We start from the raw sequence: 24,375 nt of genomic DNA on the forward strand, positions 1-24,375 counted from the left end.
ATCGAAATAAAATCTTTATATAGGAACTGGGAACAGACCTGCCTCACTGCTTGTCGTTTTCTTTTTTCTCTGCTTACCGTGTAGAGTTTTTCATAGATGGCAGGTTATTTACCGCACGATTCCTATTTGCCGATTCTATCAGCCATGAATTAAGTTAACTCACTTCTGTTTTTCAGCGTGTCCAAAAGTACCGCAATCAGGATCACGACACCCCGTACCACTCCGGTATAGAATGTATTCACATTCAGAAGATTCATACCGTTATTCAGAACACTTAAGATCAGTACTCCTACCAGTGTCCCTTTCATAGTTCCGCGTCCTCCTGCCAGGCTGGCGCCTCCGATTACGGCAGCTCCGATGGCATCCATCTCCAGACAGTCTCCCGCTGTAGATACGGCCGTTCCCAGCCGGGCCGTCAGTATCATAGCGGCCAGTCCCGCTGTAAAACCGCTGACTCCATAGACACACATTTCTATCCGCTTCGTGTGAATACCGGACAATTCCGTCGCTTCCCGGTTACCGCCCAGCGCGTAGATCCCGCGTCCAAAGGTCGTAAATTTCAAAACATAGAAAGCGACCAGGTATACCAAAAACATGATCAGGACAGCGATCGGGATAAAGCCCGCGATATAGCCATTTCCAATCAACTGGTAACTCTTCGGTATACCCGAGATCGTCTTCCCCTGTGTGAATACCAGGGTAAATCCCCGTCCAATGGACATTCCTGCCAGTGTTACAATAAAAGCCGGCACCTTCAGTCTGCTGATCAGGATCCCCTGTATAAATCCAAAGGCGGTTGACACGGACAGCATAATCAGAACGCCGATTACCACCGGTGCCCCGTTTTTCATGGCAGCCGCCCCCAGGGCGGCACACAGTGCCAGGACAGATCCTACCGACAGATCGATTCCACCTGTAATCACTACATAAGTCATACCCACAGCAGCCATACCCATGGTGGTGGACTGCATCAGAATATTCATGATATTCTTTACTGTCAGGAACCTGGGGGTACATATCGTCAGTATCAGGCACATGACTACCAGCGCGGCCAGAATGATGTTTTGAGAAAGGAATCCCGCCACTTTATTATGCTTATTCTGTGCTATGACAGCATCTGTTGATTTCTTCATTGTTTTCCTCCGTTCAATCTTTCTCATCCTCCAATGGCGTACTTGATCACCTGTTCCTGGGTGAGTTCTTCGTGATCCAGGATTCCTGTGATCCTGCCTTCATGCATCACCGCCACCCGGTCACTCATTTTAATTACTTCCGGCATCTCTGAAGAAATCAGAATTACCGATCGTCCGGAATTCGTCACCTCATTGATCAGTTCATAGATCTCCGCCTTTGTTCCAATATCAATTCCTCTGGTCGGGTCGTCCAGTATCATCACTTCCGGGTTGGTCAGCATACACTTTCCGATTACCACCTTTTGCTGATTGCCTCCGGACAGGGTTCCCGTAATCTGCTCTTTTCCGGTACATTTAATATGTAAGGCTTCGATTTGTTCATCGGCCATCACTTTTTCCTTCGGGGTGTCAATATAACCAAAGGCCTTGCGTATTTTATAAATCATAGACAGTACCGTATTGTTCTCCACATCCTGTGACAGAATCAGTCCCTGTTTTTTCCGGTCTTCCGGTACCAGATAGATGCCGTTGCGGATCGCATCCCTGGGACTTTTGATGTCTACCTTCTGCCCATTCATGAGGATCTCACCGCCGTCCTTTTTATCCGCTCCGAAAATCAGACGTACCAGTTCACTTCTGCCCGCTCCCACAAGACCCGCGATCCCGAACACCTCGCCGCGTCTCACAGTGAAGCTCACATCCTTTACATACTTTCCCCTGGTCAGGTTTCTGACTTCCAGAAGCGGCTCTCCCGGGCTGTTGGTCTTGGCCGGAAATCTCTGGGATATCTCCCTGCCGACCATCATCCGGATCAGCTCATTTTCCGATACCTCCTTTACCGGTTTATCTCCCATGTCCTGACCATCCCGTAATACCTGGACCCGGTCGCAGCATTCCGCAATCTCTTCCAGCTTGTGGGAAATAAAAACGATGCCCACGCCTTTCTTTTTCAGCACTTCCATGGTGCAAAACAGGTTCTGTGTTTCCTCCGTTGTCAGCGACGATGTGGGTTCATCCATAAGGATCACCTTCGCGTTATAGGACAGAACCTTGGCGATCTCCGTCAGCTGCTGTTCCGCGATGGACAAAAGCCGGACTTCTTTGTGCGGGTTCAGCTTCAGGCCATAGGCGCTTAACAGCTCTTCCACCTGTCGATAAAGCTTTTTGTACTGTACGGTTCCCATCCGGTTTTTCGGAAGCCGGCCCATATAAATATTTTCCGCCACACTCATATTGCTGTGCAGTTTCAACTCCTGATGCACGATAGCGATTCCCAGTTCAAACGCGTCATTCACTCCGTGCATCTTAACAGACTGCCCCTTCACCCGGATTTCCCCCTCATCCGGCTGGTAGATGCCGCTTAAGACATTTAGCAGCGTAGATTTTCCGGCTCCGTTTTCGCCCAACAGCCCCAATATTTCTCCGCTGTTCACGGTAATATTTACATCCTGCAGGGCCTTGACTCCGGGAAAAAACTTAGAAATATGGCTGGCCTTTAACAACTCCTCCATAACCTCCTCCTTTCTGACTCTATAAGTTCCTGCTAAACCCTTTCCCTAGTACCTTCTTTCTCTTACACTCATTTCTCAACGTTATCATCAACTTTCTTCTCAACCGGTTGATTTTTGTATTTGAATATAATATAATTATAAAGAAGTTTTTGCCGTATTAATATAATATTTTGGACTTTTCATATAACAATCGAGCCGTTTTTGACAAATCGGAATATTATCAGGCAAAACTCTTGTTCTAACTATACAAATGATACAAAATAAATTTACAAAAACAAATTACGCAGGAAAAGGATGAGGCCGAACATGATAATCAACGAAATACGTCTGAGCAACAACCGTCAGGAAATGATCGAAGGAATGACGCCGGAGTTTCCCTACAGCGTCCATTACTGTAATATGAAAAATTATATCGGACACACCGTGCCCTGGCATTGGCATGAAGAAGTGGAATTTTTCTATATTTTAAAAGGGACTCTGGTTTATACCACCAACAATAACCGCTACGCGGTTTCGGAAGGTACCGGAGGCTTTGTCAATTCTAATGTATTACACACGGAAACTTCAGTGGATTCCTCCAACGACGTGATCTTTACCGCCCACAAATTCAGCACGCTGTTACTGGGCGGTTTTCTCAACAGCGTCTTTGAGCAGAAATATCTGAAGCCGATTCTGAACTGCCACACCCTGGAGTTTTACCGCTTTGACCAAAATACAAAGGAGCACCGGCTTGTGCAGGCACTCCTGAAAAAGGCTTATGATGTGGCAAAGGGTGAGGATTTATTCTACGAATTCAAGCTGAGGGAATACTTTACGGAAATCTGGAAAACGCTCTATCTGGAAAATGAGGAACTGATCTTCAGCAAACAGCCCCGGGCCCTGGCTGACAATGAGCGGATCCGGGATATGCTGCAGTTTATCCACACCCATTACACAGAAAAAATTATGCTGGAGGATATCGCTTCCGTCGCCTGCCTTAGCAAACGGGAATGTACCCGCTGCTTTAAAAAGAATCTGCAGATGTCGCCAATGGAATACGTCATTCAATACCGCATACTGCAGGCCGCGGCCATGCTCAGGGAGACCGATGAGTCTGTCGTAAACGTGGGGATGCTCAATGGCTTCTGCACCAGCAGCTATTTCGGAAAAACCTTCCGGGAATACTTCGGGCGTACGCCGCAGGAATACCGGAAACGGTATGCGGGACGCTCCTGAGAAAGACTTGCCGAAAAGCCGGCTCTTCTATAATTAAGTATAAAATTTCCACCAAAAGTACAAATCTTCATCGTATAAATCATTTACACCCTCCATGTCCCTTAATCTTTGCTATGATAATACCGCGGTTCCTTATTCTGATACGGAAGAGGGCTTACTTTTAGACTCTCCCATAACCTTATTGCCCGGACATGTATTGACCGCAAGCGCTGCTACAGCAAAAGTACCTTGAAAGCTCTCCCCAGGTAATCCTTAAACGTCGCTTTTGCTACATCCTGGACAAACTTGATGTCCACTTTTCCTATTTCCTGGCCATTCAGCAGGTAAACCGCCTGGCCGGCGATGCTGTCCTTTGCTACCGGAGCTTCGGTCTCTTGTTCCACACGGATCTCTTTGGTTACCCCGCTTAAGTCTGCGCCGTTCAGGTCCAGATAGTGGAAATCACCTGCGTAAGCGATTCCGACTTCGTTCTCCACACCTTTTTTTACCGCCACATTGGGAAGGGGATCCTGATTCAAGTCTTCATATGTCCTGGCTTTTGCGAATCCGAAATCCAGCATTTTTGATGCGTCCTGGAACCGTACTTTGAAATCCGGAGCTGCCATAACGACTGCGATCAGCTGGACCCCGTTACGCTTCGCAGTGGCTGAGACACAGTATTTTGCCAGACTCGTACTGCCTGTCTTCAGGCCGTTGCAGCCGTCGTACTGGCGCACCAGTTTGTTGGTGTTCGACAGTGTGAATTGGGATGAGCCCTGTTTGGTTACATGGGTGATGTCCTCCATCCAGATTGAAGAATACTTATGTATTTCCGGGTATTTTGTGATAAGTTCCCGGGACATGATCGCTACGTCTCTGGCCGATGTCAGATGTGTTTCTGACTCGGTCAGACCGCAGCAGTCCTCAAAATGAGTCTGCTCCATACCCAATCCCTGTGCCCTGGCGTTCATCATGCCGATGAATTCCGGTTCGCTGCCTGCTATAAACTCAGCCATGGCTACGGAAGCGTCATTTCCAGACGCCACCACAATGCATTTGATCAGTGTTTCTACGGTCTGTTTTTCCCCTTCTTCCAGGAATACCTGTGATCCTCCCATGGATTTCGCATAGGCACTGGTGGTGACCTCATCCTGAAGATGTATTTTCCCCTCCGCCAGGGCATCAAAGGTCAGGATCAGGGTCATAATCTTTGTGATACTGGCAGGCCTGAGCCTTTCGGTACTGTTCTTTTCGTAAATCACCTGTCCGGTGGAAGCTTCCATCAGAATTGCCGACGGAGCCGCCAGATCCAGTCCCTCTGTAGCCGGAGCCTGTTGCGTTTGCTGTTCATTCTGGTTTTCCTGTGTTTCCTGTCCCTCCTGTCCAGCAACTGTTTCCTGTCCCTCCTGCTCCTGGATCTCCTGCCCTTCCTGTACTTCCTGACCTTCCTGCTGTTCAGGTGTCTCTTCCGCATATACAGGTATCACCGGGAACAAAGATAAACACAGTCCGACGGTTAAAATGAAAGTCAGAATACGTTTCATGTAATTCTCCCCTGTTTTATTTTCTACTACTAATGTAATAGGGATAGGGAAAAATTATGTCATAAATTTTGACGCAACACGACACCGCAGGGCAGCTATGCAATTCATTTAACTTTGCCTAACGAAGCACCTTATGAAACAGTAAGGCCATAGCACAGCCTACTACTTCGCTGTGCTACAGCCTCATTTAATTCAAAACACTTCATATCAATAAGAACAGATCCCGCTCTCATCCCCGTACTTATCCCGGATCCGGATATAGGACTTAATCGCCTCCACGCAGCCCTCAAAGCCCAGCCGGCTGCTGTTCAGGCACAGATCATAATTATTTACATCTTCCCACTCGCTTCCGGTGTAATACTTGTAATATTCCGCCCGGTGCCTGTCGGTTTTCTGAATAAACCGCTCCATCTCTTTTTCCGTCATGCTGTTGCGCTCCATGGCCCTGGCCATACAATAATCATGGGGCGCATGTACGAACACACGGGTCAGTCCCGGTTCATCCCTCAGCACAAAGTCCGCCGCACGCCCGATCACAACGAAATCTTCCGTCTGCGCCAGCTCTTTTAAAATCTTTGCCTGATAGTTAAACAGGTTATCATTGGATACAAACTCATCGCTCTCCGGCCCGATCAGCTCGCCTTTGTATACGGTGCTGGCCATTTTAAACAGCTGGGAATTGCGCAGCTTCTCGTCTGCCTGAGCGAACAGCTGCTCGCTGATACCACTGTCTTCGGAAGCCATTTTCATGATTTCCCTGTCATAGCAGGGAATTCCCAGGTCCTCTGCCAGCATATGGCCGATCGTCTTACCGCCGCTGCCGTACTGCCGTGCAATTGCAATAATCATATGACTCATATAATTCCCCCCTACTCTCCCAGATACGCTTTTTTCACCGATTCATTGTTCATCAGGTCGGAAGCTTTTCCTTCCAGCGCAATATTGCCGGTTTCCAGAACATAAGCCCGGTCAGCGATATCCAACGCCTTTTTCGCGTTCTGTTCCACAAGAAGTACCGTTGTTCCCTCGGCGCTGACCTGCTTGATAATATCAAAGATTTCATTTACATAGATGGGAGACAGTCCCATAGAAGGCTCATCCATCAGCAGGATCCTGGGCTTGGACATAAGTGCCCGTCCCATAGCCAGCATCTGCTGCTCCCCTCCGGACAGGGTGCCCGCCAGCTGGCTTTTTCTCTCCTCCAGCCGCGGAAAACGCTTATATACCATTTCCAGGGAAGCATTGATCTCCTCTTTATCCTTTCTCGTATAGGCCCCCAGCTTTAAGTTCTCCAGAACCGTCAGGGAAGCGAACACACGCCGTCCCTCCGGCACATGGGCCATGCCCAGAGATACGATTTTATGCCCCTGCAGTTTCGTGATGTCTTTCCCCTCAAACTCAATCTTACCGGTCTTCGGCGGGATCAAGCCGGTTACCGTGTGCAGGATTGTCGTCTTGCCAGCTCCATTGGCCCCGATCAGTGCGATAACCTCGCCCTGGTTTACCTCGAACGAAATCCCTTTGATCGCCTGGATGACACCATAATATACCTTCAGATCTGTAACTTTTAACATCGCCATGTCATCCACCTCCTACTCGCCCAGATATGCCGTCACAACGGCCGGATCGTGCAATACCACATCCGGTGTCCCGCTGGCCAGTTCCGTGCCAAAATTCAATACCGTCAAATATTCACAGATTCCCGCAACCAGCTTCATGTCATGTTCAATGAGCAGTATTGTTACATCAAATTTATCTCGAACCAATTTGATTGTCTCCATCAGCTCCGCTGTTTCATTTGGATTCATACCGGCAGCCGGTTCATCCAGTAAAAGCAGCTTGGGGTTCGTAGCGAGAGCCCGGGCGATCTCCAGCTTCCTCTGCTGACCGTAGGGAAGGTTCGAGGCCATGACCTGCGCCTGTCCGTCCAGACCGAATACAGCCAGGATATCCAAAGCCCTTTGGTCCATCTCTTTTTCCTTCTTAAAGTATCCCGGGAGCCGGAACATAGATGTCCACAGGGAATATTTTGTCTCATTGTGCAGCGCGACCTTCACATTATCCAGTACCGACATTTTCTTAAACAGCCGGATATTCTGAAATGTCCTGGCCACACCGGTCTGGCAGATCTGCGCCGGGTTTTTCCCCACCAGGTTTTCTCCGTCCAGCTTAATCGTTCCATTGTTCGGCCGATACACGCCGGTCAGCATATTGAACACGGTAGTTTTTCCCGCACCATTCGGGCCGATCAGCCCGTATAGCATCCCTTTTTCTATACGGATCGTAAAATCATCCACCGCCCGAAGGCCGCCAAAAGAGATCCCCAAACCATTGACTTCCAATAAAGCCATTTTAATCAACCTCCTTTTGGTGACGCTTGAACAGATTCATCTCCAGCAGACGTTCTTTGACTTCCGAGTTATTAAAGAGCATCATAACAATCAATACGATGGAATACAGCAGCATCCGGTAATCGTCCGCTCCCCGCAGCATTTCCGGGAGCACGGTCAGAATTACCGCAGCGATAATCGACCCCTTGATGCTTCCCATACCGCCCAGAACCACGATAACCAGAATCTCAATGGATTTGTTGTAATCGAATGTCGTAGGCTTGATAATTCCCACGTTATGGGCATAGACCACGCCGGCAATCCCTGCGAAAAACGCGCCGATGACAAACGCCAGCACTTTAAAGCGGCTCACCGGTATGCCGATGGACTCAGATGCGATATAATTATCCCGCAGGGAACAGATCGCCCGTCCATGCCGGGATTTTACCAGATTCGTTATGATTACTATCGTCAAAATGACCAGGATAAACACCAGTGTATAATGCTGGTAGTTGGAGTACATGGGTATCTTGGACAGACCTTTGGAGCCGTTGGTGAACGGCAGCGCATTCAGGATGGATTTTACTATCTCACCAAAAGCCAGTGTTACGATAGCCAGATAATCCCCGTGCAGTCTTAAGACCGGTACGCCGATCAGGAAGCCGAACACGGCCGCCATCACTCCGCCTGCGATTAACGCCAGGAAAAATTCCGCATAGGACGGCAGTTCCATGGACGTGGAAATCAGAGCTCCTGTATAGGCTCCAATGGACATAAAACAGGCGTGTCCCAGGGATAACTCTCCCAGAAAACCGGTAACCAGATTCAGGGATACCGCCAGCATAATGTTAACTCCGATAGGAACGATCAGCGCCGTGTACTGACGGTTTAAAATTCCGCTCTTCATCAGTATCGTAAGCAGAATATAGGAAGCAATGATAAATACAATCTCCAGAATAAACCCTTTGCTTAGTTTCTTTTTCACGGTTCCCACCTACACTTTCTCTGTACTGTTTTTGCCCATGAGGCCGGACGGCTTCACCAGCAGCACCACAACCAGCACGCCAAAAACGATTGCATCCGCGAGTTCCGTAGAAATATAAGCTTTGGAAATACTTTCAATAATGCCCAGCAGGATACCGCCGATCATCGCTCCGGGCACACTGCCGATCCCGCCCAGAACGGCTGCCACGAACGCTTTGATACCGGGCAGGGCGCCAAGGGTGGGCCGTAAGGACTGATACTGGCATATGTACAGGATACCTGCGACAGCCGCCAGAAAAGATCCGATCGCAAAGGTCATGGAGATCGTTCTGTTTACATTGATCCCCATCAGCGATGCTGCGCCTTTATCTTCTGAGACTGCTCTCATAGCGCTCCCCGCTTTTGTCTTATTGATAAATAAAGTCAGCGCGATCATACAGACCGTAGTGACTAAAAGAGTTACCAGCGTCAGACCGGAAACCGTAACGCTGCCAAGCTTGATGGCCGGCACATCGATAATGGACTTAAACGGGATCGGAGTCGCTCCAAAAATCAACAGCGATGCGCTCTGCAGGAAATAGCTGACACCGATCGCCGTAATCAACACGGCCAGAGGCGGTGCCTTCCGCAGAGGTTTGTAAGCTACTTTCTCGATCCCCACACCCAGGACCGCACAGGTAACGCAGGTCAGCAACACAGCCGGAATCGCCGGCAGCTGCATGTTAATGATGGCCACATACAGAGCATAAGCTCCTACCATAATAATGTCGCCGTGAGCAAAATTGATCATTTTCGCAATTCCGTAAACCATCGTATAGCCCAGAGCGATCAATGCATAGATACTGCCCGTCCTCAAGCCGTTGAGCAACTGTTCTATGATATTTGTCAGCATCCTCTCACCTCTCATATTTCGATTGATACATATCTTTCAAGCTCTCTTGCAATATATGTATCAACCGAATCCTTTGTTCTTATCAACAACTGGAAAAAGGGCGTCATATAGATGACGCCCCGTCCGCTTTCATTAATCTGCTGTATAAGCGTACTGTCCTTCTTTGATTTCGATGAATTTTGCACCCTTGTTCGGTTCACCGCTCTTATCAAAGGTCATAGCTCCGGTCAGGCCGTCTACGGTCAGGCCGTCCATTGCAGCGATCAGGTCTGCGCTCTCAATGGAACCAGCTTTTTCCATAGCTGCTTTCATTACATATACGGTATCATAACCATCCGCTGCGAACTGATCAGGCGTTGCGCTGTAAGCAGCCTCATAAGCAGTTGTAAAATCTTTCGCGCTGTCATCACTGGCCAGGAACGGGCTTAAGAAAATAGCTCCTTCTACAAAGGCGGGATCGGTAACAGCTGCCAGGACTCCGTCCCATCCGTCACTGCCGAAGAAGGGAAGGCTCATTCCCATATCGTTGGCCTGTGCGGTGATATAAGCTGCATCGTTGTAGTAAGCCGGTACGAAGATGGCTTCCGCGTCTGTGGATTTGATCTTGGTCAACTGTGCGGAGAAGTCTACATCATCCTTCTGGAACGCTTCGCTGGCAACGATCTCGCCGCCTTTTTCCGCTACTACTTCTTCGAATTTATCCTTGATACCTGTGCTGTATTCATCAGAGGTATTGTAGATCACTGCGATTTTCTTCAATCCTTTTTTATCAACCATGTACTCTGCCATAGCCTGGCCCTGCAGCGGGTCTGTAAAGCAGATACGGAACGCGTTGTCATTTTCAATACAAGCGATCGCGGAACCGGAAGGGGTGATCTGAAGGATTCCATCCTGTAAAGTCAAATCTGTGATCGCCAGGCCTGCGCCGCTGGTAACTGTACCAAGCAGTGCGTTGATTCCATCATCCATCAGGGACTGGTAAGCGGGAACTACTGTTTCCTCACTCGCCTCATCATCTTTAAAGTTTAATACTAACTGATATGTAGTATCTCCTACTTTAACACCGCCTGCATCGTTGATCTCCTTGATCGCGATCTCAGCACCCTGCTTAACGGAATTACCGTAGGAAGCAGCGGAACCGGTCAGGGGCCCTAAACCTCCGATTACAAATGTATTCTCTCCGGCTGCGGGCGCTGCATTGGCATCCGCGTCAGAAGCATCGGCTGCTGCGTCATCTGCCGCAGGTTTGCTGTCTTCTGCCGGCTTACTGCCTTCTTCTTTAGAGCCGCAGGCCACTAAAGACAAAGCCATAACAGAAACTAACATCAGTGAAACCAGTTTCTTTTTCATAAAGTTCTCCTCCTTAAAATGTGTAAAAGATTGTACCTGGAAAAAGGCCAAAAACGATGAAGACTCCTATGGAAAGAAGCCTTCAGCTTGTTTGTAATCATACTATTTTTGATATTATTTGTCAACCTATTTCTGTATACAAACATCCATTTTCTTTAATAAGATAAAGTTTTAACCCATTACCGCATGGGATATATTTACACTGGTATTATTTGCCGGATAAATATAGGAATTTCTACTTCGAATTATGGGTACAAGTTCCTTTCATTATTGGGATTTCCCCTTTCATTATTGGGATTTCCCCTTTCATTATTGGTGTTTCCCCTTTCTTCATTCCTCTTTTGCACACAAAAAAGGGAGCATCTAATCTCTTCTTAGACACTCCCTCTTTAATTCACTTCGTCCATTGGACTATACCTTCCTTATTAGAAATCTGACGCTAAACCTTACGTTCTCGGTGGTCTGTACCTCCTTTGCTTAGACTTTGAATGAAAAGCTTAAGTTTTTGGTGGTCCGTACCTCTCTTTCTTGATTTCTTTTGATGTTTTTATTATAGGAGGTTTTGTCCAAATTGTCAACACTCTTTTTGATTATTTTTTATATTATCTGTCAATTTGTTTTTATGCAGCAAGTTGTCTTACGATATATAAAATATTCCGCCGTTGCCTTCATCCTGGCTTTCTTTCCTGTTATGATAGATCTTTGTGCAGAACGCGAACAGATAATAGCTGATCAGAATGAATCCAAGAATCCTTCCAAACATTACCGGATAGGATTTCACGATCCGCTCCACAAAGCTCTGTAGGAACCAGAACTCAAACACTGAGTAAAGTCCCCATACAATTGAACTCTCCAGGCAGATAACCCCCTGATAATTAAAGGGTTTCTCATTATAATCCCACCAGACTCCTCCGAATACACGGATCATGATCTTAGCCGTACAGTACTCAATCGCTGTAGCCATCAACGATCCAAATACAAATAATTCCAAATAGTTACCTGCAAACGGCCTCAGCACAAAATACACCGTCAGTGCTCCCACACCATAAATCGGGCAAATCGGGCCCCGGATAAAACCACGGTTGGTAAGTTTCTTGTTACAAAACGACATATAGATAGATTCAATCGTCCATCCCAGTATGCTGTAAATAAAAAACCAATGCACTACATAGTATACATCCACACCCATAAACGTATGTCCCAACACTCTTGTTTCCCACCCTTTCTGTCTTTTGATTTTTTTGCGTTTTAAATAGCCGGCTGTACTTAAGAACTAATCTTCTGTTCTGAGTTTTACAACGCCATACAAAATAAACAATACAACTGCCGCTCCGGCAGCGATGCCGCCCCATTTCACAAAGCCAGCGAAAATCCCGTTTCCCGCTGCTTCCACCATGCTGCCCAGCGCTCCGTTACCGGCCAGCGTCTCCGTCAGCGCCCCGCGTCCTACAGTACCGAGGAACAGATAGATTAATCCGGCGGGCAGAGCCGCGATTCCTGCCCATAACATACACTGCGACATTCTCCGCCGGACCAGGCCGGTCAGGAACAGCATACAGACGATCAGCACGATCAGCAGCACCTTTGTCATTGGCGCGAACAACGTATGTATTATATTCAGTGTGGATGGGCTTAAATTCCCCGCCACCTGCTGCGGCGTCGGTATCACCGCCACTACATAATCAGAAGCCTGCTTTACTACAAACAGCAGAGCCGAACGCGCCTCCGAGCTAATGTTCAGTCCATTTTTCTGCGCCACCTCGTCAAGCCCTTCCTCGAACACTTTGGATAGCTCATCCGCTGTAACCGCACCTGCATCTTTGCCCAGAACGATGTAATTCATACAATCCGCAGCATAATCCGAGATAAATCCACTGACAGCTTCTGATTCCAGTATCTGATCCATGGTATCATCGGGAAGCCCGAATAAAACCAGATACTTCTGCGCTTCGCCCATCTTGGCGCCGGCCAGCTCCTTTAGATTAAGCTCTTTTACCACCGTCTTGACATTCTTCTGACTCACCATCTGTTCCATGGAGATGACCCCAATCAGGCCTGTCAAGCATATAAATACCACCAGACTCAGAACAACAGCCACAAACCCTGAGAAAATACCGCCGCTCTTTTTTCTTCTTCTGCTCATTTCCTAACCCTCACACTTTTGCTGTCCAAATTACCTGTTCATTATAATGTAAAAGCTTTCAAATGACAACCGCATGCAACGAAAATTTAACAATCCTTAGGAAAAATTAAGAATTCCTTTAAGAATGAGATTTCGGTGGTGCGGTGGGGGGATTGGTTTTATAGGGGCCGGGAAAAGAGGGAAGCGGCCGGGGGATTCGGGGATGGGACCCAAACATCGTGAGGACAAATCGCTTCAGACGGACCTAAGAATGGGCCCCTCTGTTGAGAAACAGAAATACACTCATCAGAGTCTATCCGACCCAGAAATAAAATACCCCTGAGTGCCTGGGCACTCAGGGGTTCTGCACAATTAATTGTATTTACGTTTTCTAGCCGCTTCTGATTTTTTCTTACGCTTCACGCTGGGTTTTTCGTAATGTTCTCTTTTACGAATTTCCTGCTGGATCCCAGCCTTTGCACAGTTTCTCTTAAATCTACGTAAAGCGCTATCTAAGGTCTCGTTCTCTTTTACGATTACGTTCGACATAGTATCACACCTAACCTCCCTCCAGCCTTGTATTGTGCATCATACGACCGACTGTCTGGGTATTTTATTGCACTAACAGTAATTATAGCATAATTTTCAGATTCGTCAACTATATTTAATGGAAAAATCGGAACTTATGCGGATTTTTCTGCAAAGAGCGGTCTGCACCCTCTCATATTTATTTTACTTGTTCTTCCAGAATCTTGGCTGCCTCCAGGATAGCGGCTTCGATCCCGGCCGGGTTTTTACCGCCGGCCTGGGCCATGTTCGGACGTCCCCCGCCGCCTCCACCCACCAGGGCAGCGATGCCTTTGATCAGGTTGCCTGCGTGTGCTCCCCGTGAAAGGGCTGTGTCGGTAGCCATGGCGACCAGGTTTACTTTTCCTTCTTTGGCTGAGGCTAATACGATCACACCTTCGCCCAGTTTGTTCTTTAACTGGTCTCCCAGATCGCGCAGCCCGTTCATATCCACGTCGTCCACTTTTACGGCCAGGAGTTTGACGCCGCTGATCTGCTGTACCTGGTCCATGACATCCCCTAAGGAGTCCTGGGCAAGTTTGGCTTTTAAGGATTCATTTTCACTCTGGAGCGCTTTCATCTCCGCCATCAGGTGGTTTAACTTGACGGTAAGGGAGGCAGGTGTTGTTTTTACAATTTTTGCCGCTTCCGCCAGATTTTCTTCCAGCTCGTCATAGTAACGGAATACACCGCTTGCCGTCAGAGCCTCGATTCTGCGGACACCGGCTGCGATTCCTGTTTCAGACAGGATCTTAAACGCACTGATAGTGCCAGTGCTGGTGACATGGGTTCCTCCGCATAGCTCTGTTGAGAAATCTCCCATACGCACAACTCTTACGTTATCTCCGTATTTTTCTCCGAACAGGGCCATAGCGCCTGTCTTTTTCGCCTCATCCAGGGTCATGATCTGTGTCTGTACCGACAGATTCTCCGCTATTTTTTCATTGACAATCTCTTCTACTTTAGAAAGCTCCTCGGGTGTCAGCGCGGAAAAATGGGTGAAGTCAAAGCGAAGCCGGTCACCGTTAACGAAGGAGCCTGCCTGCTCCACATGGGTTCCAAGAACCGTCCGCAGCGCTTTCTGCAGCAGATGGGTGGCGCTGTGGTTTTTGGCTGTCGCCTGACGCTTGTCAGCATCCACGCTAAGTTCTACCAAGTCTCCTACTTTGAACATTCCCTTGGTCACTTTTCCGATATGGCCGATCTTGCCGCCCAGCAGCTTGACAGTGTCTTCCACTGCAAATTCATTACTACCCTGGCGAATGATACCGGTGTCGGCTACCTGGCCGCCGCTGGTAGCGTAAAACGGGGTTTCCTCCACGATAACCGTGCCCGCTTCCCCGTCTGCCAATGCCTCCACAAGCTCTTCCTCCGTGGTCAGCACCGTGATCTTAGAGTTGTGGTTCAGCGTCTCATATCCCACGAATCTGGATGTGATGGCAGGATCGATGGATTCATATACTGTGACATCGGCGCCCATGTAGTTGGTCACCTTTCTGGCTTTGCGGGCCATCTGGCGCTGCTCCTCCATGGAAGCCTTAAATCCTTCTTCGTCGACGTTAAATCCTTCTTCCTCCAATATTTCCTTCGTCAGATCCAGAGGAAATCCATAGGTGTCGTATAATTTGAACGCATGCTCACCGGCCAGGGTTTTCTCATTGTTCGCCTTCATCTCCTGCATCATTTCTTCCAGAATATGAAGCCCCTGATCGATGGTTTTGCTGAATTTGTCTTCTTCCTGGGCCAGTACCTTTATAATGAAGTCCCGCTTCTCTTCCAATTCCGGATAACCGTCTCTGGAACCCTCGATCACCGATTCACAGAGCTTCGCGAGGAAACCGTCTTGGATTCCAAGAAGCCGTCCATGGCGGGCCGCACGGCGGATCAGCCGGCGCAGCACATAGCCGCGGCCTTCATTGGTGGGCATGATACCGTCGGAGATCATAAACGTGGCTGAGCGGATGTGATCGGTGATCAGACGGATGGATACGTCTGTTTCCTCACTCTCTTTATATGTCACATTGGCGAATTCACAGACCTTATTGCGCAGCGCCTGCAGCGTGTCCACGTCGAAGATCGAATCCACTCCCTGGACAACCACAGCCAGCCGTTCCAGGCCCATACCGGTATCTATATTTTTATGCTCCAGCTCTTCGTAGTTCCCTTTGCCATCACTCTCAAACTGGGTAAATACATCGTTCCAGACTTCCATATACCGGTCACAGTCACATCCCACAGTACATCCCGGTTTTCCGCAGCCGTATTCCTCTCCGCGGTCATAATATACCTCAGAACAGGGACCGCAGGGGCCTGCGCCATGCTCCCAGAAGTTGTCCTCTTTGCCAAAACGGAAAATGCGGTCCGCGGGGATGCCGATCTCTTTTTCCCAGATCTCAAACGCTTCATCATCATCCAGGTAAACGGACGGGTACAGCCGGTCCGGATCCAGTCCCACCACCTCGGTCAGAAACTCCCAGGTCCAGGCAATCGCATCCTGTTTAAAATAATCGCCAAATGAGAAATTTCCAAGCATTTCAAAAAACGTACCGTGACGGGCCGTTTTTCCTACATTTTCAATATCGCCGGTTCTGATGCACTTCTGGCAGGTGGTTACCCGGTTTCTGGGCGGGATCTCCTGACCAGTAAAATAGGGTTTCAGGGGAGCCATACCGGAATTAATGAGAAGCAGGCTGTTATCGTTATGAGGCACCAGTGAAAAACTTTTCATTGCCAGATGCCCCTTGCTCTCAAAAAATTCCAAAAACATTTTACGCAATTCATTTACACCATATTGTTTCACGATCTCTTCCTCCTGGGTAATTCATTTATCCTTGCATATATTTGCTACGGCCCCGCTGCTCCAGCTTGTTTTCTCTTTTCTTCGGGCCATAAAATCAGTAGGACATAATAAAACACCAGCATTTATGCCAGTGTTTTTATTATATGGATATTTCAAATCTTTGTCAATCAGTTCTATGGCCACCTTTGCGATCTTTCCCTATCCACATTCCATATCAGCCATATTTTTCAGTCCCTACTCCTGCGCTCCGGCTGATTTCGCGTTTTTGCGGCCGCGCAGAAATTTTCCGAACCGGATACCGCCGAAAGCAACTGCCGCGATAAACACCATACTCAGAACCGTCTTTACAAATTCCGCCCAAAAAGCCATCTCACTCACCTAACCTTCCTTGATTTGATGATACCCCTTTTTGCCCTTCTTTATAAGTAAAACACCATCCGAGTCAAAATCATCGCCGGTAAACTTTCTGTCAAATTCCGTTATCTTCGCGTCATTGACGGTCACACCGCCCTGTTGGATCAGCCTGCGCGCTTCTGAACGGGTCGGAGCCAGCTTCGTGTCCACCAGAAGCGTGATCAGATCAATTCCCTCTGCCAGCTGTTCTTTGGTATACGTGGTGGTGGGAATATCATCACTCTTCCCTCCATTGGCGAACAGCGCCCTGGCGGCATCCTGCGCTTTCTTTGCTTCTTCCTCCCCGTGTACGATCTTGGTGATCTCAAAAGCAAGGACTTCCTTCGCATGATTTATCTCGGCGTCTTTTAACGCTCCCAGCCTGCGGACCTCTTCCATCGGCAGGAATGTCAGCAGGGAAAGGCACTCTTCCACCTTTACATCCTCAATATTCCGCCAGTACTGATAGAATTCGTACGGGGAGGTCTTTTCAGGATCCAACCATACGGCTCCCTTCATGGTCTTACCCATCTTGATCCCCTCGCTGGTGGTCAGCAGCTTAAAGGTCAGGCCGTATGCCGGTTTCTGTTCCTTTCTCCGGATCAGTTCCACGCCCCCGATAATATTGGACCACTGATCATTTCCGCCCAACTCCATCGTACACCCGTATTCCTTATTCAACTTCCAGAAATCATAGGACTGCATAAGCATATAGTTGAATTCAAAGAAGGTCAGCCCCTTTTCCATTCTCTGTTTGTAGCACTCAGCCGTCAGCATCTTATTGACCGAGAAATGGACCCCGATCTCCCGAAGGAACTCCACATAATTCAGATCCAGCAGCCAGTCCGCGTTATTGGCGATGACCGCGTGATCCTCGTCAAAATCGATAAACCGTCCTAACTGCTCCGCAAACCTTTTGGCATTATAATCGATCTTCTCTTTCGTCATCATATTACGCATATCGGATTTCCCGGAAGGATCCCCGATCATAGTCGTTCCGCCTCCAAGCAGAGCGATGGGACGATGTCCTGCCCGCTGCATATGCATCATAGCCATGATCGTCAGAAAATGGCCCGCCGTAAGACTGTCCGCCGTGGCATCAAACCCTATATAAAAGGTAACGCTTTCCTTACCCAGCAATTCCCTGATCTCATCCGGATGAGTCGCCTGTTCAATAAAACCCCTCTCCATCAGCACATCATAAACATTTCCCTGTGTAGACATTTTAGTCCCTCCTTCGTTTCTTATGGGTTATCTTACCATATTGGTTCGGGGGTTTCAAGAGGGGCGGGGGGATTTCGTTTGGTTAGGGCCGGGATGAGCGGTTAGGGGCGCGGCCTGCTGCCGGGGGGCATATCCCGTGGGGCCAAATCACTTCGGCTGGGCCTAAGACCGGATAACTCCGAAGGCGGGAGAACCTCTTATTGGCAGGGCCCGGAACAAACTCGCCACAGAACGGCTCGGACAGTGTTCCAGGCCCTGCGAGGTTCTCCCGCCTTCTGCGTAACCCGGTCTAAGGCCCGGCCTCAAGTGATTTGGCCCCACGGGATATGCCCCCCGGCAGCAGGCCGCGCCCCTAACCGCTCATCCCTGCTTTCCTATCGGCCTTTTTCCATGTTCTAACAGATGACATGTCTGTATATTTTGACAGATCGTTAAGGTTTGATTCTAACTTAATTTTAATGCTGCCCGAGCCGCTATTTTTTAATCAGTATCCCAAAAAGACAGATTACACGATCCTTGCAGACTTAACTGCTCCGTCTATCGCAATGCAGGGAAGAACCCTGGAAGGCGGGCGGAGTGTTCCTGTTTGGGGACGCTGGGCGGGTACCTGTCCTTTGACGGGCATAGGGCGGCTGTGCGGCAGCTTAGTGAATTCAGGCGGCAGACTCAGGATGCACGGCGGACTTCACGTCCGACGGGCAAGGGCCTCTGAACCGGAAACACATCATGTGTTTCTGGTTCAGAGGCCCGGTTCCTGAGTCTGCCGCCTGTATTCACTTAGCTGCCGCACAGCGGACAGCCCGTCGCCCGTCAAAGGACAGGTACCCGCCAAGCGGCCCCAAACAGGAACACTCCGCCCGCCTTCCAGGGTTCTTCCCGGCCCTTTGTATAACCCCCCGGTCAGCTGTCCAGAATCAGGTTTTTTACGCCATTTTCACGGGCGATTCGGGCGAAGCTCTCCATCTGGTCCGAAGTGTAGAGTTTGGGGTTTTCGGTAAAGCAGTAGGTGCGGCCGACCAGATCGTATTTCCCGGCGGCCAGGGGGTTATAGTTGAGAATCTCGTAGGCAGTGTCGGGGGACAGGCTGGTGAGGAAACGGGCGATTTGCGCGATGTTTTCAGGGCAGGCCGTGTATTCGGGGATCATGGGCGTGCGTACGATCACGCGGTTTCTGTATTCTGGGTGGGTCAGCAGGTATCGCAGATTCTCCCGGATGGTCTCGTTGGGAACTCCGGTATGCCGCCGATGCGCTTTTGTGTCGTATATCTTGAAGTCGGCATAGATGGTATCCAGGTATGGGAGAGTGCCTTTCAGCGTGGATAGGGGGACATAAAGGGAGGTTTCAATGGCGGTGTCTATGTGGTGTTCCTTCAAAGCGATGAGAAGAGCTTTGAGGAACTCGGGCTGGAGGAATGGCTCTCCGCCGGATAGGGTGATACCGCCTCCCTGTTGGAAGAATATTTTGTCTTTGAGGGCTTCTTCCAATGTTTCTTCGACTGTCAGATCCCGGGAATCCATCTTAAGGGCCGTTCCCGGACAGGCATCGATTATTTCATCCCAGTCCTCTCTGCGGGTGATATCCAGATGAATCCGGCTGTCCCGCTGGGACACTCCCAGATCCCGGGAGAGATCCAGGCAGATTCCACAGCCGATGCAGCGGTTCTGGAACCAGAGGGGACGCTTTTCATAGCTCAGCCCTTCCGGATTCTGGCACCAGACACAGCGCAGCGGGCATCCTTTCAGAAATATAGTGGTACGGATGCCGCTGCCGTCATGGGTAGAAAATCTTCTGATGTCGAATATTCTGCCTGTCATATCATGGTCCTCCTGATTTTAAATATCCGCGTAGCTGGTGCGGGCGATGATCTCGTCCTGCAGTTTATCCGCCAGTTCTACGAAATAGGCTGTGTAACCGGCTACCCGGACGGTTAAGCCCCGATAGGCCTCCGGATTCTTTTTCGCGGCGATCAGGTCTTCTTTTCGCACTACGTTAAACTGGACATGTGGGATTTCCAGCTCTACAAAGGTCCTGAGCATGCGGGCAAATTTGTCAATTCCTGACTGGGTTCGGAAGAATTCCGGAAGGAATTTCATGTTCAGCAGCCCTCCGTTACTGGTCAGGAGCTTATCTAATTTTGACACAGATTTCAGGACTGCAGTGGGCCCATTTACATCTCTGCCGTATACCGGGGACATGCCGCCGTCGGCCAGCGGGTCCTGGGACTTTCTTCCGTCCGCAGACGCGCCCACGTTTTCTCCCATGGGTACATGAGCGGATACCGTATACAGACCTGTGTGATATTTGCCTCCGCGGTAGTTTTTATATTCGGACAACCGTTTACGGAAATAGCTGACCCATTTGACTCCCATCTGGTCCACCCAGTCCACATCATTGCCGTATTTTGGCACTTTGTTAAGGAGCATACTGCGGATCACCTCATAGCCTTCAAAGTTATGCGTCAGAGCGTCCAACAGTTCCCGGGGCGTTATTTTCTTTTCCTCATAGACCAGCTGCTTGATGGCAGCCAGGCTGTCGGCCAGATTAGCCACCTGGATGACCTGGATTCCGGAGAAATTGTATTTGGCCCCGCCGTTCGTTACGTCCACACCATTTTTCATGCAATTGTCTATCACCGAGGACAAAAACGGAGACGGAAGCAGGTCTATATGGGCTTTTTCCACCTGTTCACAGGCCAGGACCATCTTGTCCAGGTAGGTATCCAGATATTTTCGGAAGGATGCTTCTAATTCATCAAAATCCCGGTAAGTGGTCAGATCTCCATGGTTTTCCGCAATCTGACGGCCGCTCAGCAGGCATTTTCCTCCTGTCAGGGTCAACTCCAGCGCTTTGTTCATATTGAACATGGCCGCGTCGCTCCAGCCCAGATTGTTTCCCTGCGTGGACAGTTCCACACATCCTACTACCGCATAGTTTCTGGCATCTGCCTCTTCCATTCCCAGTTCCTGAAGTGCAGGGATGACGGCTGCGTCGTTGAAGAACTGAGGCATTCCGCTTCCTTTTGACACCACATGGATGGCTTCCTTTAACAATGCATCCTTCGTTCCCGGATGAAGGCGCACCGACAGGTTTGGCTGCGGAAGTCCCAGATGTTCCTGGGCCTTCAGGCACAGAAATGATATTTCATTGCTGAAATCATTTCCTTCCGCATCCTGTCCGCCGATCGCAATATTAAATCCGATGGGGAAACCGGCAAAATATTTGGCCCCATTGGAGTTTCTCATATATACGATCTGATTGAATTTCAGCCAGAGCGCTTCAATGATCTCCAGTGCCTGCTGGTCATCCAGTCTTCCTTCTTCCTTATCTTTTTTATAATAGGGGTAAAGATACCGGTCCATTCTTCCAGGTGAAAATGACGAGGCGTTGGATTCCATCTGAAGTATGACAAATAAAAACCAGAGCAGTTGAACCGCCTCATGAAATGTCTCTGCCGGCCTCTCACTGATATTTTTGCAGTTGGCCGCAACCTTTCGGAGAGATTCCCGGATGTTTGAGTCGGATTCCTGCTCCGCCATCTCCCGGATCAGATCATGGTAACGGACCATAAAATGCCTGCTTCCCTCCATCACAATCCGCACGCTCTCGTAAAAATCCTTCCGATCTCCCTGGGCCTGCTCCAATCCTGCAGCCGCTTCATGCTCCAGCACAGCCGGTCCTTTTTGCAGCCACTCCTCACAGTTAGGGCAAATATGCCCCTGTGCATGATCCTTCTGATTAATCTTAACTACCATGGAAATATCATCAATCTCTGAGCCGTACCGCTGTCTCAGCACATCCTCCAGGGATTTTCCTTCCCAATATGGCTTGATCTCTTCCCGGAAGGTTCTGATATCCTCTTCCCTCACCTGAAAACGGTCCTGGGGCCTGGTGGGAAGGGTCTCAAATTCCTTATCCACCCAGGTGCTTCCGCTCTCCGGGGACACTACCCCATAGCGGACCCCTGCCGTACGGTTGCCCACGACCAGCTCTTCCTTTTCCACTTTGATCTGCATCTGTTCCAAAGCCGCTTTCAGCGCCAGCGCCCTTTGAATTATTCTCGGTTTATTCTCATTTTTCTTGTATGTATTTGTGATAATCAACGCCTGTTCAATTGATGCAAATCTCGGCTCAGACAACATTTTTTCTTTTAAAGACCGGATTCGGTCGGTCATAATTACATCCATCATAGCAACCCGCCTTTTTCTTATTATATATTGTTTTATATTATTATTTATTGTTTCATCTCGATAATACCATTTTATATCGCAATTATCAAGTTGTATTTATTATTTTTTGTTTATATAGGAATTTGTTGGTTGTCTCTGTCATTTATTCTTTCAATACAAAATAAGGCAGAAAGCATGTTTTCCTGCCTTATTTAATACATACGATAGTATTCATTTTTCAGCAGACATTCTGCCCGTTCTGTTCAAAAGGAACTCTGTAGAACTTATAGCAGGACCTCCCGGAATGTTTTGCCTCATACAAAGCCAAATCTGCTTTTTGATACAGTTCCTCGAACCAGATTCCATCCTTTGGATAAAAGGTAATTCCCATACTGCAGGATACTGTGCCATACCCTTCATAACAGTGGGTTAGTGAACTGCAGATCTGCGCAATTCTCGGTTCCAGCTCTTTTTCGGATGGAACATCATTCAAAAATACCATAAACTCATCCCCGCCAATCCGGCCGCACAAATCATCTTTACGAAGTTCCCTCTTCAGAATCGCAGCGCTTTCTCCCAATACCTGATCCCCAAACTGGTGTCCGAGACTGTCGTTGATTCCCTTAAAATGGTCTATATCGAGAATCATCAGCGCATGTTGTCCATAAAATTCATTCTTTCTGAGTACCTCTCCCACTTTATCATGAAAGGTTACCCGGTTCAGTACTCCGGTCAGCATGTCTTCCTCCAGCCTGCACCGGATCTCCTCCTCATGCTTTTTCTCGTCGGTAATATCATGTATTACAATAAATAACTTTACATCGGAAGTATACTGTTCTTTCAGAAGCTGTATGGTAGCCCGGGCCCAGAGTTTGTCCCCCCTGACACTTATCCACCGGTATTCCAGCCGCATATGGCATTGTCCTTCTTTGTAGCGCTGCAGAAGCCTTTCACGGTCAAAAAAGCGGCTGAACATAATTCGGTCCTCGGCTGTCACCAGATACTCGGCAATATAAGTCATGGTTTCTGTGTAGGAATTGCCGTATCGGCTGAAAGGAGGCTCGGAACTGCTTGCCTCGTCAAAAGAATTCTGAGTCAGATTATATTCATAACAGCCGATTCTGTTTTTCTTCTGAGACGCAAAATACTGGCACCACTTTTGATAAGCCAGTTCTTTTTCGTATTGTTCGGAAATGTCTTCACAGGCTATTATTCCCCGCTCTGGTTTTCCCTCCCAGTTACGGATCAGCGAGAATTTGGCTGAAAACCATCCGAAGCTTCCGTCTTTTCTTCTCTTTCTGACTGTCGCCTGTCCATTTGGCTTTCCCTTTATCATGTCTTCATAAAAATCTATGTAGGCTTTTCTGGATTCTGCAGCAATCAGATCTTCTTCCACAATGGAATAGGGAACATCCTGTATCACTGCGGGAAGACCAAATTCATCGGCGGCTTTCTGCGGCAGGCACAGTCTCCTGTCTTTCACGTAGTAGGTATACATCATCTTATCGGTAAGCTGGAATGCCAGTCTGGTCTCTTCCAGGCTCACCCTAAGCTGCTCATTTGTCCCCCGCTGTCCTCCGGAATCTGATATGACTCCGATCAGGCTGTCCGGTTTTTCCGCAAGCCATACGCATCTCATAGTCATCCAGAATATTTCACCGGATCCATACAGGCAGCGGAACGTCACATCGAAACTGTACTGCTGCCGTTTTACAAAATCACGGATTTGACCGGAGAGCTTGACGAAATCCTCCGCAAGAACCAACAGCCGCAGCTGCCGATAACGCTTTTCACCTTCTTCTTCCTGTTCCGCTCCAAACAAATGATAAAAATAGCGGTTTGCGTACTGAAGAGTCAGGTCGTCATCCAGCTTCATCAGAAAAATCCCACAAGGCAGACGCTCAAAAATTTTCTCAAAGTATTTGTCATGATCTTCCGTACACATAGCCATCCTCCATATTCCGATAAAGCGGTATTTTTTCCATACTATTATTCTATGTTTGAATTCACATGAATATTCCACCTTTTTTACATTCATAATTTTAAATATTAACGATTTGGGCGTAAATATTTTAAATATTATAAAAATGTATTGACTCTTACGCATCGTAATAGGGTAATGTAATCCTTAGAGATGTAAAACACATTCCGCTGCCGGCCGGAA

19 protein-coding genes are annotated in these 24,375 nt (G+C 48.5%); 1 reads left to right on the plus strand and 18 read right to left on the minus strand.

Going from position 1 to position 24,375, the window contains the following annotated elements; all coding sequences use genetic code 11:
• Positions 1-149 precede the first annotated feature (149 nt).
• Together KTH90_RS03815 and KTH90_RS03820 are read right to left on the minus strand one after the other, a co-directional pair.
• A complete protein-coding gene (locus KTH90_RS03815) occupies positions 150-1,133 on the minus strand; it encodes an ABC transporter permease (RefSeq protein ID WP_330655857.1) in 984 nt (327 codons plus the stop codon).
• Positions 1,134-1,156: 23 nt separating this feature from the next.
• Positions 1,157-2,644 carry a sugar ABC transporter ATP-binding protein gene (locus tag KTH90_RS03820; protein WP_158349792.1) on the minus strand — a complete coding sequence of 496 codons (1,488 nt, stop codon included), beginning with the start codon at positions 2,642-2,644 and terminating at the stop codon, positions 1,157-1,159.
• A gap of 306 nt (positions 2,645-2,950) precedes the next feature.
• On the opposite strand from KTH90_RS03820, the gene KTH90_RS03825 reads away from it, so the two are divergent.
• Positions 2,951-3,859 carry an AraC family transcriptional regulator gene (locus tag KTH90_RS03825; RefSeq protein WP_238726267.1) on the plus strand — a complete coding sequence of 303 codons (909 nt, stop codon included), beginning with the start codon at positions 2,951-2,953 and terminating at the stop codon, positions 3,857-3,859.
• 212 nt (positions 3,860-4,071) lie between these two features.
• Here the strand turns inward: KTH90_RS03825 and KTH90_RS03830 are convergent, their stop codons facing one another.
• From KTH90_RS03830 to KTH90_RS03905, 16 genes are all read right to left on the minus strand, one after another.
• Complete coding sequence (locus KTH90_RS03830) at positions 4,072-5,382, minus strand: D-alanyl-D-alanine carboxypeptidase family protein (RefSeq protein WP_158349794.1); 1,311 nt, start codon at positions 5,380-5,382, stop codon at positions 4,072-4,074.
• Between the two features lie 207 nt (positions 5,383-5,589).
• Entirely contained in the window at positions 5,590-6,240 is a 651-nt protein-coding gene (locus KTH90_RS03835) for a cytidylate kinase-like family protein (RefSeq protein WP_158349795.1), read from the minus strand.
• An 11-nt stretch (positions 6,241-6,251) separates the two neighbouring features.
• Positions 6,252-6,962 carry an ABC transporter ATP-binding protein gene (locus tag KTH90_RS03840; protein WP_158349796.1) on the minus strand — a complete coding sequence of 237 codons (711 nt, stop codon included), beginning with the start codon at positions 6,960-6,962 and terminating at the stop codon, positions 6,252-6,254.
• Between the two features lie 12 nt (positions 6,963-6,974).
• The gene (locus KTH90_RS03845) at positions 6,975-7,733 is read right to left on the minus strand and encodes an ABC transporter ATP-binding protein (RefSeq protein WP_158349797.1); all 759 of its coding nucleotides are present in this window, start codon (positions 7,731-7,733) and stop codon (positions 6,975-6,977) included.
• Between the two features lies 1 nt (position 7,734).
• A complete protein-coding gene (locus KTH90_RS03850; RefSeq protein ID WP_330655859.1) occupies positions 7,735-8,697 on the minus strand; it encodes a branched-chain amino acid ABC transporter permease in 963 nt (320 codons plus the stop codon).
• A gap of 9 nt (positions 8,698-8,706) precedes the next feature.
• Positions 8,707-9,588, minus strand: a complete 882-nt coding sequence (locus KTH90_RS03855; protein ID WP_158349798.1) for a branched-chain amino acid ABC transporter permease — start codon at positions 9,586-9,588, stop codon at positions 8,707-8,709.
• Between the two features lie 132 nt (positions 9,589-9,720).
• The gene (locus KTH90_RS03860; protein ID WP_238726268.1) at positions 9,721-10,938 is read right to left on the minus strand and encodes an ABC transporter substrate-binding protein; all 1,218 of its coding nucleotides are present in this window, start codon (positions 10,936-10,938) and stop codon (positions 9,721-9,723) included.
• 637 nt (positions 10,939-11,575) lie between these two features.
• Positions 11,576-12,145 (minus strand): putative ABC transporter permease, encoded by a 570-nt coding sequence (locus KTH90_RS03865; protein ID WP_408626272.1) that lies wholly within the window; start codon positions 12,143-12,145, stop codon positions 11,576-11,578.
• 66 nt (positions 12,146-12,211) lie between these two features.
• On the minus strand, positions 12,212-13,081 hold the full coding sequence (locus KTH90_RS03870) for an SNF7 family protein (RefSeq protein WP_158349800.1): 870 nt from the start codon (positions 13,079-13,081) through the stop codon (positions 12,212-12,214).
• Positions 13,082-13,432: 351 nt separating this feature from the next.
• On the minus strand, positions 13,433-13,609 hold the full coding sequence (gene rpsU / locus KTH90_RS03875) for a 30S ribosomal protein S21 (RefSeq protein WP_021737899.1): 177 nt from the start codon (positions 13,607-13,609) through the stop codon (positions 13,433-13,435).
• Between the two features lie 178 nt (positions 13,610-13,787).
• On the minus strand, positions 13,788-16,427 hold the full coding sequence (alaS, locus tag KTH90_RS03880; RefSeq protein ID WP_158349801.1) for an alanine--tRNA ligase: 2,640 nt from the start codon (positions 16,425-16,427) through the stop codon (positions 13,788-13,790).
• 234 nt (positions 16,428-16,661) lie between these two features.
• Complete coding sequence (locus tag KTH90_RS03885; protein ID WP_238726270.1) at positions 16,662-16,805, minus strand: hypothetical protein; 144 nt, start codon at positions 16,803-16,805, stop codon at positions 16,662-16,664.
• Complete coding sequence (gene tyrS / locus KTH90_RS03890) at positions 16,806-18,044, minus strand: tyrosine--tRNA ligase (RefSeq protein ID WP_158349802.1); 1,239 nt, start codon at positions 18,042-18,044, stop codon at positions 16,806-16,808.
• Between the two features lie 900 nt (positions 18,045-18,944).
• Positions 18,945-19,859, minus strand: coding sequence for a glycyl-radical enzyme activating protein (locus KTH90_RS03895; RefSeq protein ID WP_238726271.1), 915 nt, complete (start codon positions 19,857-19,859; stop codon positions 18,945-18,947).
• Positions 19,860-19,877: 18 nt separating this feature from the next.
• Positions 19,878-22,232: a glycyl radical protein gene (locus KTH90_RS03900; RefSeq protein ID WP_158349804.1), complete on the minus strand. Its 2,355-nt coding sequence runs from the start codon at positions 22,230-22,232 to the stop codon at positions 19,878-19,880.
• Between the two features lie 217 nt (positions 22,233-22,449).
• The gene (locus KTH90_RS03905; protein WP_238726272.1) at positions 22,450-24,156 is read right to left on the minus strand and encodes a diguanylate cyclase domain-containing protein; all 1,707 of its coding nucleotides are present in this window, start codon (positions 24,154-24,156) and stop codon (positions 22,450-22,452) included.
• Between the last annotated feature and the right edge of the window lie 219 nt (positions 24,157-24,375).

The sequence above is a fragment of the Diplocloster modestus genome (assembly GCF_019042245.1).
Classification (GTDB): Bacteria; Bacillota; Clostridia; order Lachnospirales; family Lachnospiraceae; genus Diplocloster; species Diplocloster modestus.

Bases quoted from the DNA above. Each gene is read 5' to 3' on its own strand.
- KTH90_RS03815 (WP_330655857.1), bottom strand. From the start codon at position 1,133: ATGAAGAAATCAACAGATGCTGTCATAGCACAGAATAAGCATAATAAA.
- KTH90_RS03900 (WP_158349804.1), bottom strand. From the start codon at position 22,232: ATGATGGATGTAATTATGACCGACCGAATCCGGTCTTTAAAAGAAAAA.
- KTH90_RS03840 (WP_158349796.1), bottom strand. From the start codon at position 6,962: ATGGCGATGTTAAAAGTTACAGATCTGAAGGTATATTATGGTGTCATC.
- KTH90_RS03830 (WP_158349794.1), bottom strand. From the start codon at position 5,382: ATGAAACGTATTCTGACTTTCATTTTAACCGTCGGACTGTGTTTATCT.
- tyrS (WP_158349802.1), bottom strand. From the start codon at position 18,044: ATGTCTACACAGGGAAATGTTTATGATGTGCTGATGGAGAGGGGTTTT.
- KTH90_RS03905 (WP_238726272.1), bottom strand. From the start codon at position 24,156: ATGTGTACGGAAGATCATGACAAATACTTTGAGAAAATTTTTGAGCGT.
- KTH90_RS03870 (WP_158349800.1), bottom strand. From the start codon at position 13,081: ATGAGCAGAAGAAGAAAAAAGAGCGGCGGTATTTTCTCAGGGTTTGTG.
- rpsU (WP_021737899.1), bottom strand. From the start codon at position 13,609: ATGTCGAACGTAATCGTAAAAGAGAACGAGACCTTAGATAGCGCTTTA.
- KTH90_RS03855 (WP_158349798.1), bottom strand. From the start codon at position 9,588: ATGCTGACAAATATCATAGAACAGTTGCTCAACGGCTTGAGGACGGGC.
- KTH90_RS03860 (WP_238726268.1), bottom strand. From the start codon at position 10,938: ATGAAAAAGAAACTGGTTTCACTGATGTTAGTTTCTGTTATGGCTTTG.
- KTH90_RS03835 (WP_158349795.1), bottom strand. From the start codon at position 6,240: ATGAGTCATATGATTATTGCAATTGCACGGCAGTACGGCAGCGGCGGT.
- KTH90_RS03845 (WP_158349797.1), bottom strand. From the start codon at position 7,733: ATGGCTTTATTGGAAGTCAATGGTTTGGGGATCTCTTTTGGCGGCCTT.
- KTH90_RS03895 (WP_238726271.1), bottom strand. From the start codon at position 19,859: ATGACAGGCAGAATATTCGACATCAGAAGATTTTCTACCCATGACGGC.
- KTH90_RS03825 (WP_238726267.1), top strand. From the start codon at position 2,951: ATGATAATCAACGAAATACGTCTGAGCAACAACCGTCAGGAAATGATC.
- KTH90_RS03820 (WP_158349792.1), bottom strand. From the start codon at position 2,644: ATGGAGGAGTTGTTAAAGGCCAGCCATATTTCTAAGTTTTTTCCCGGA.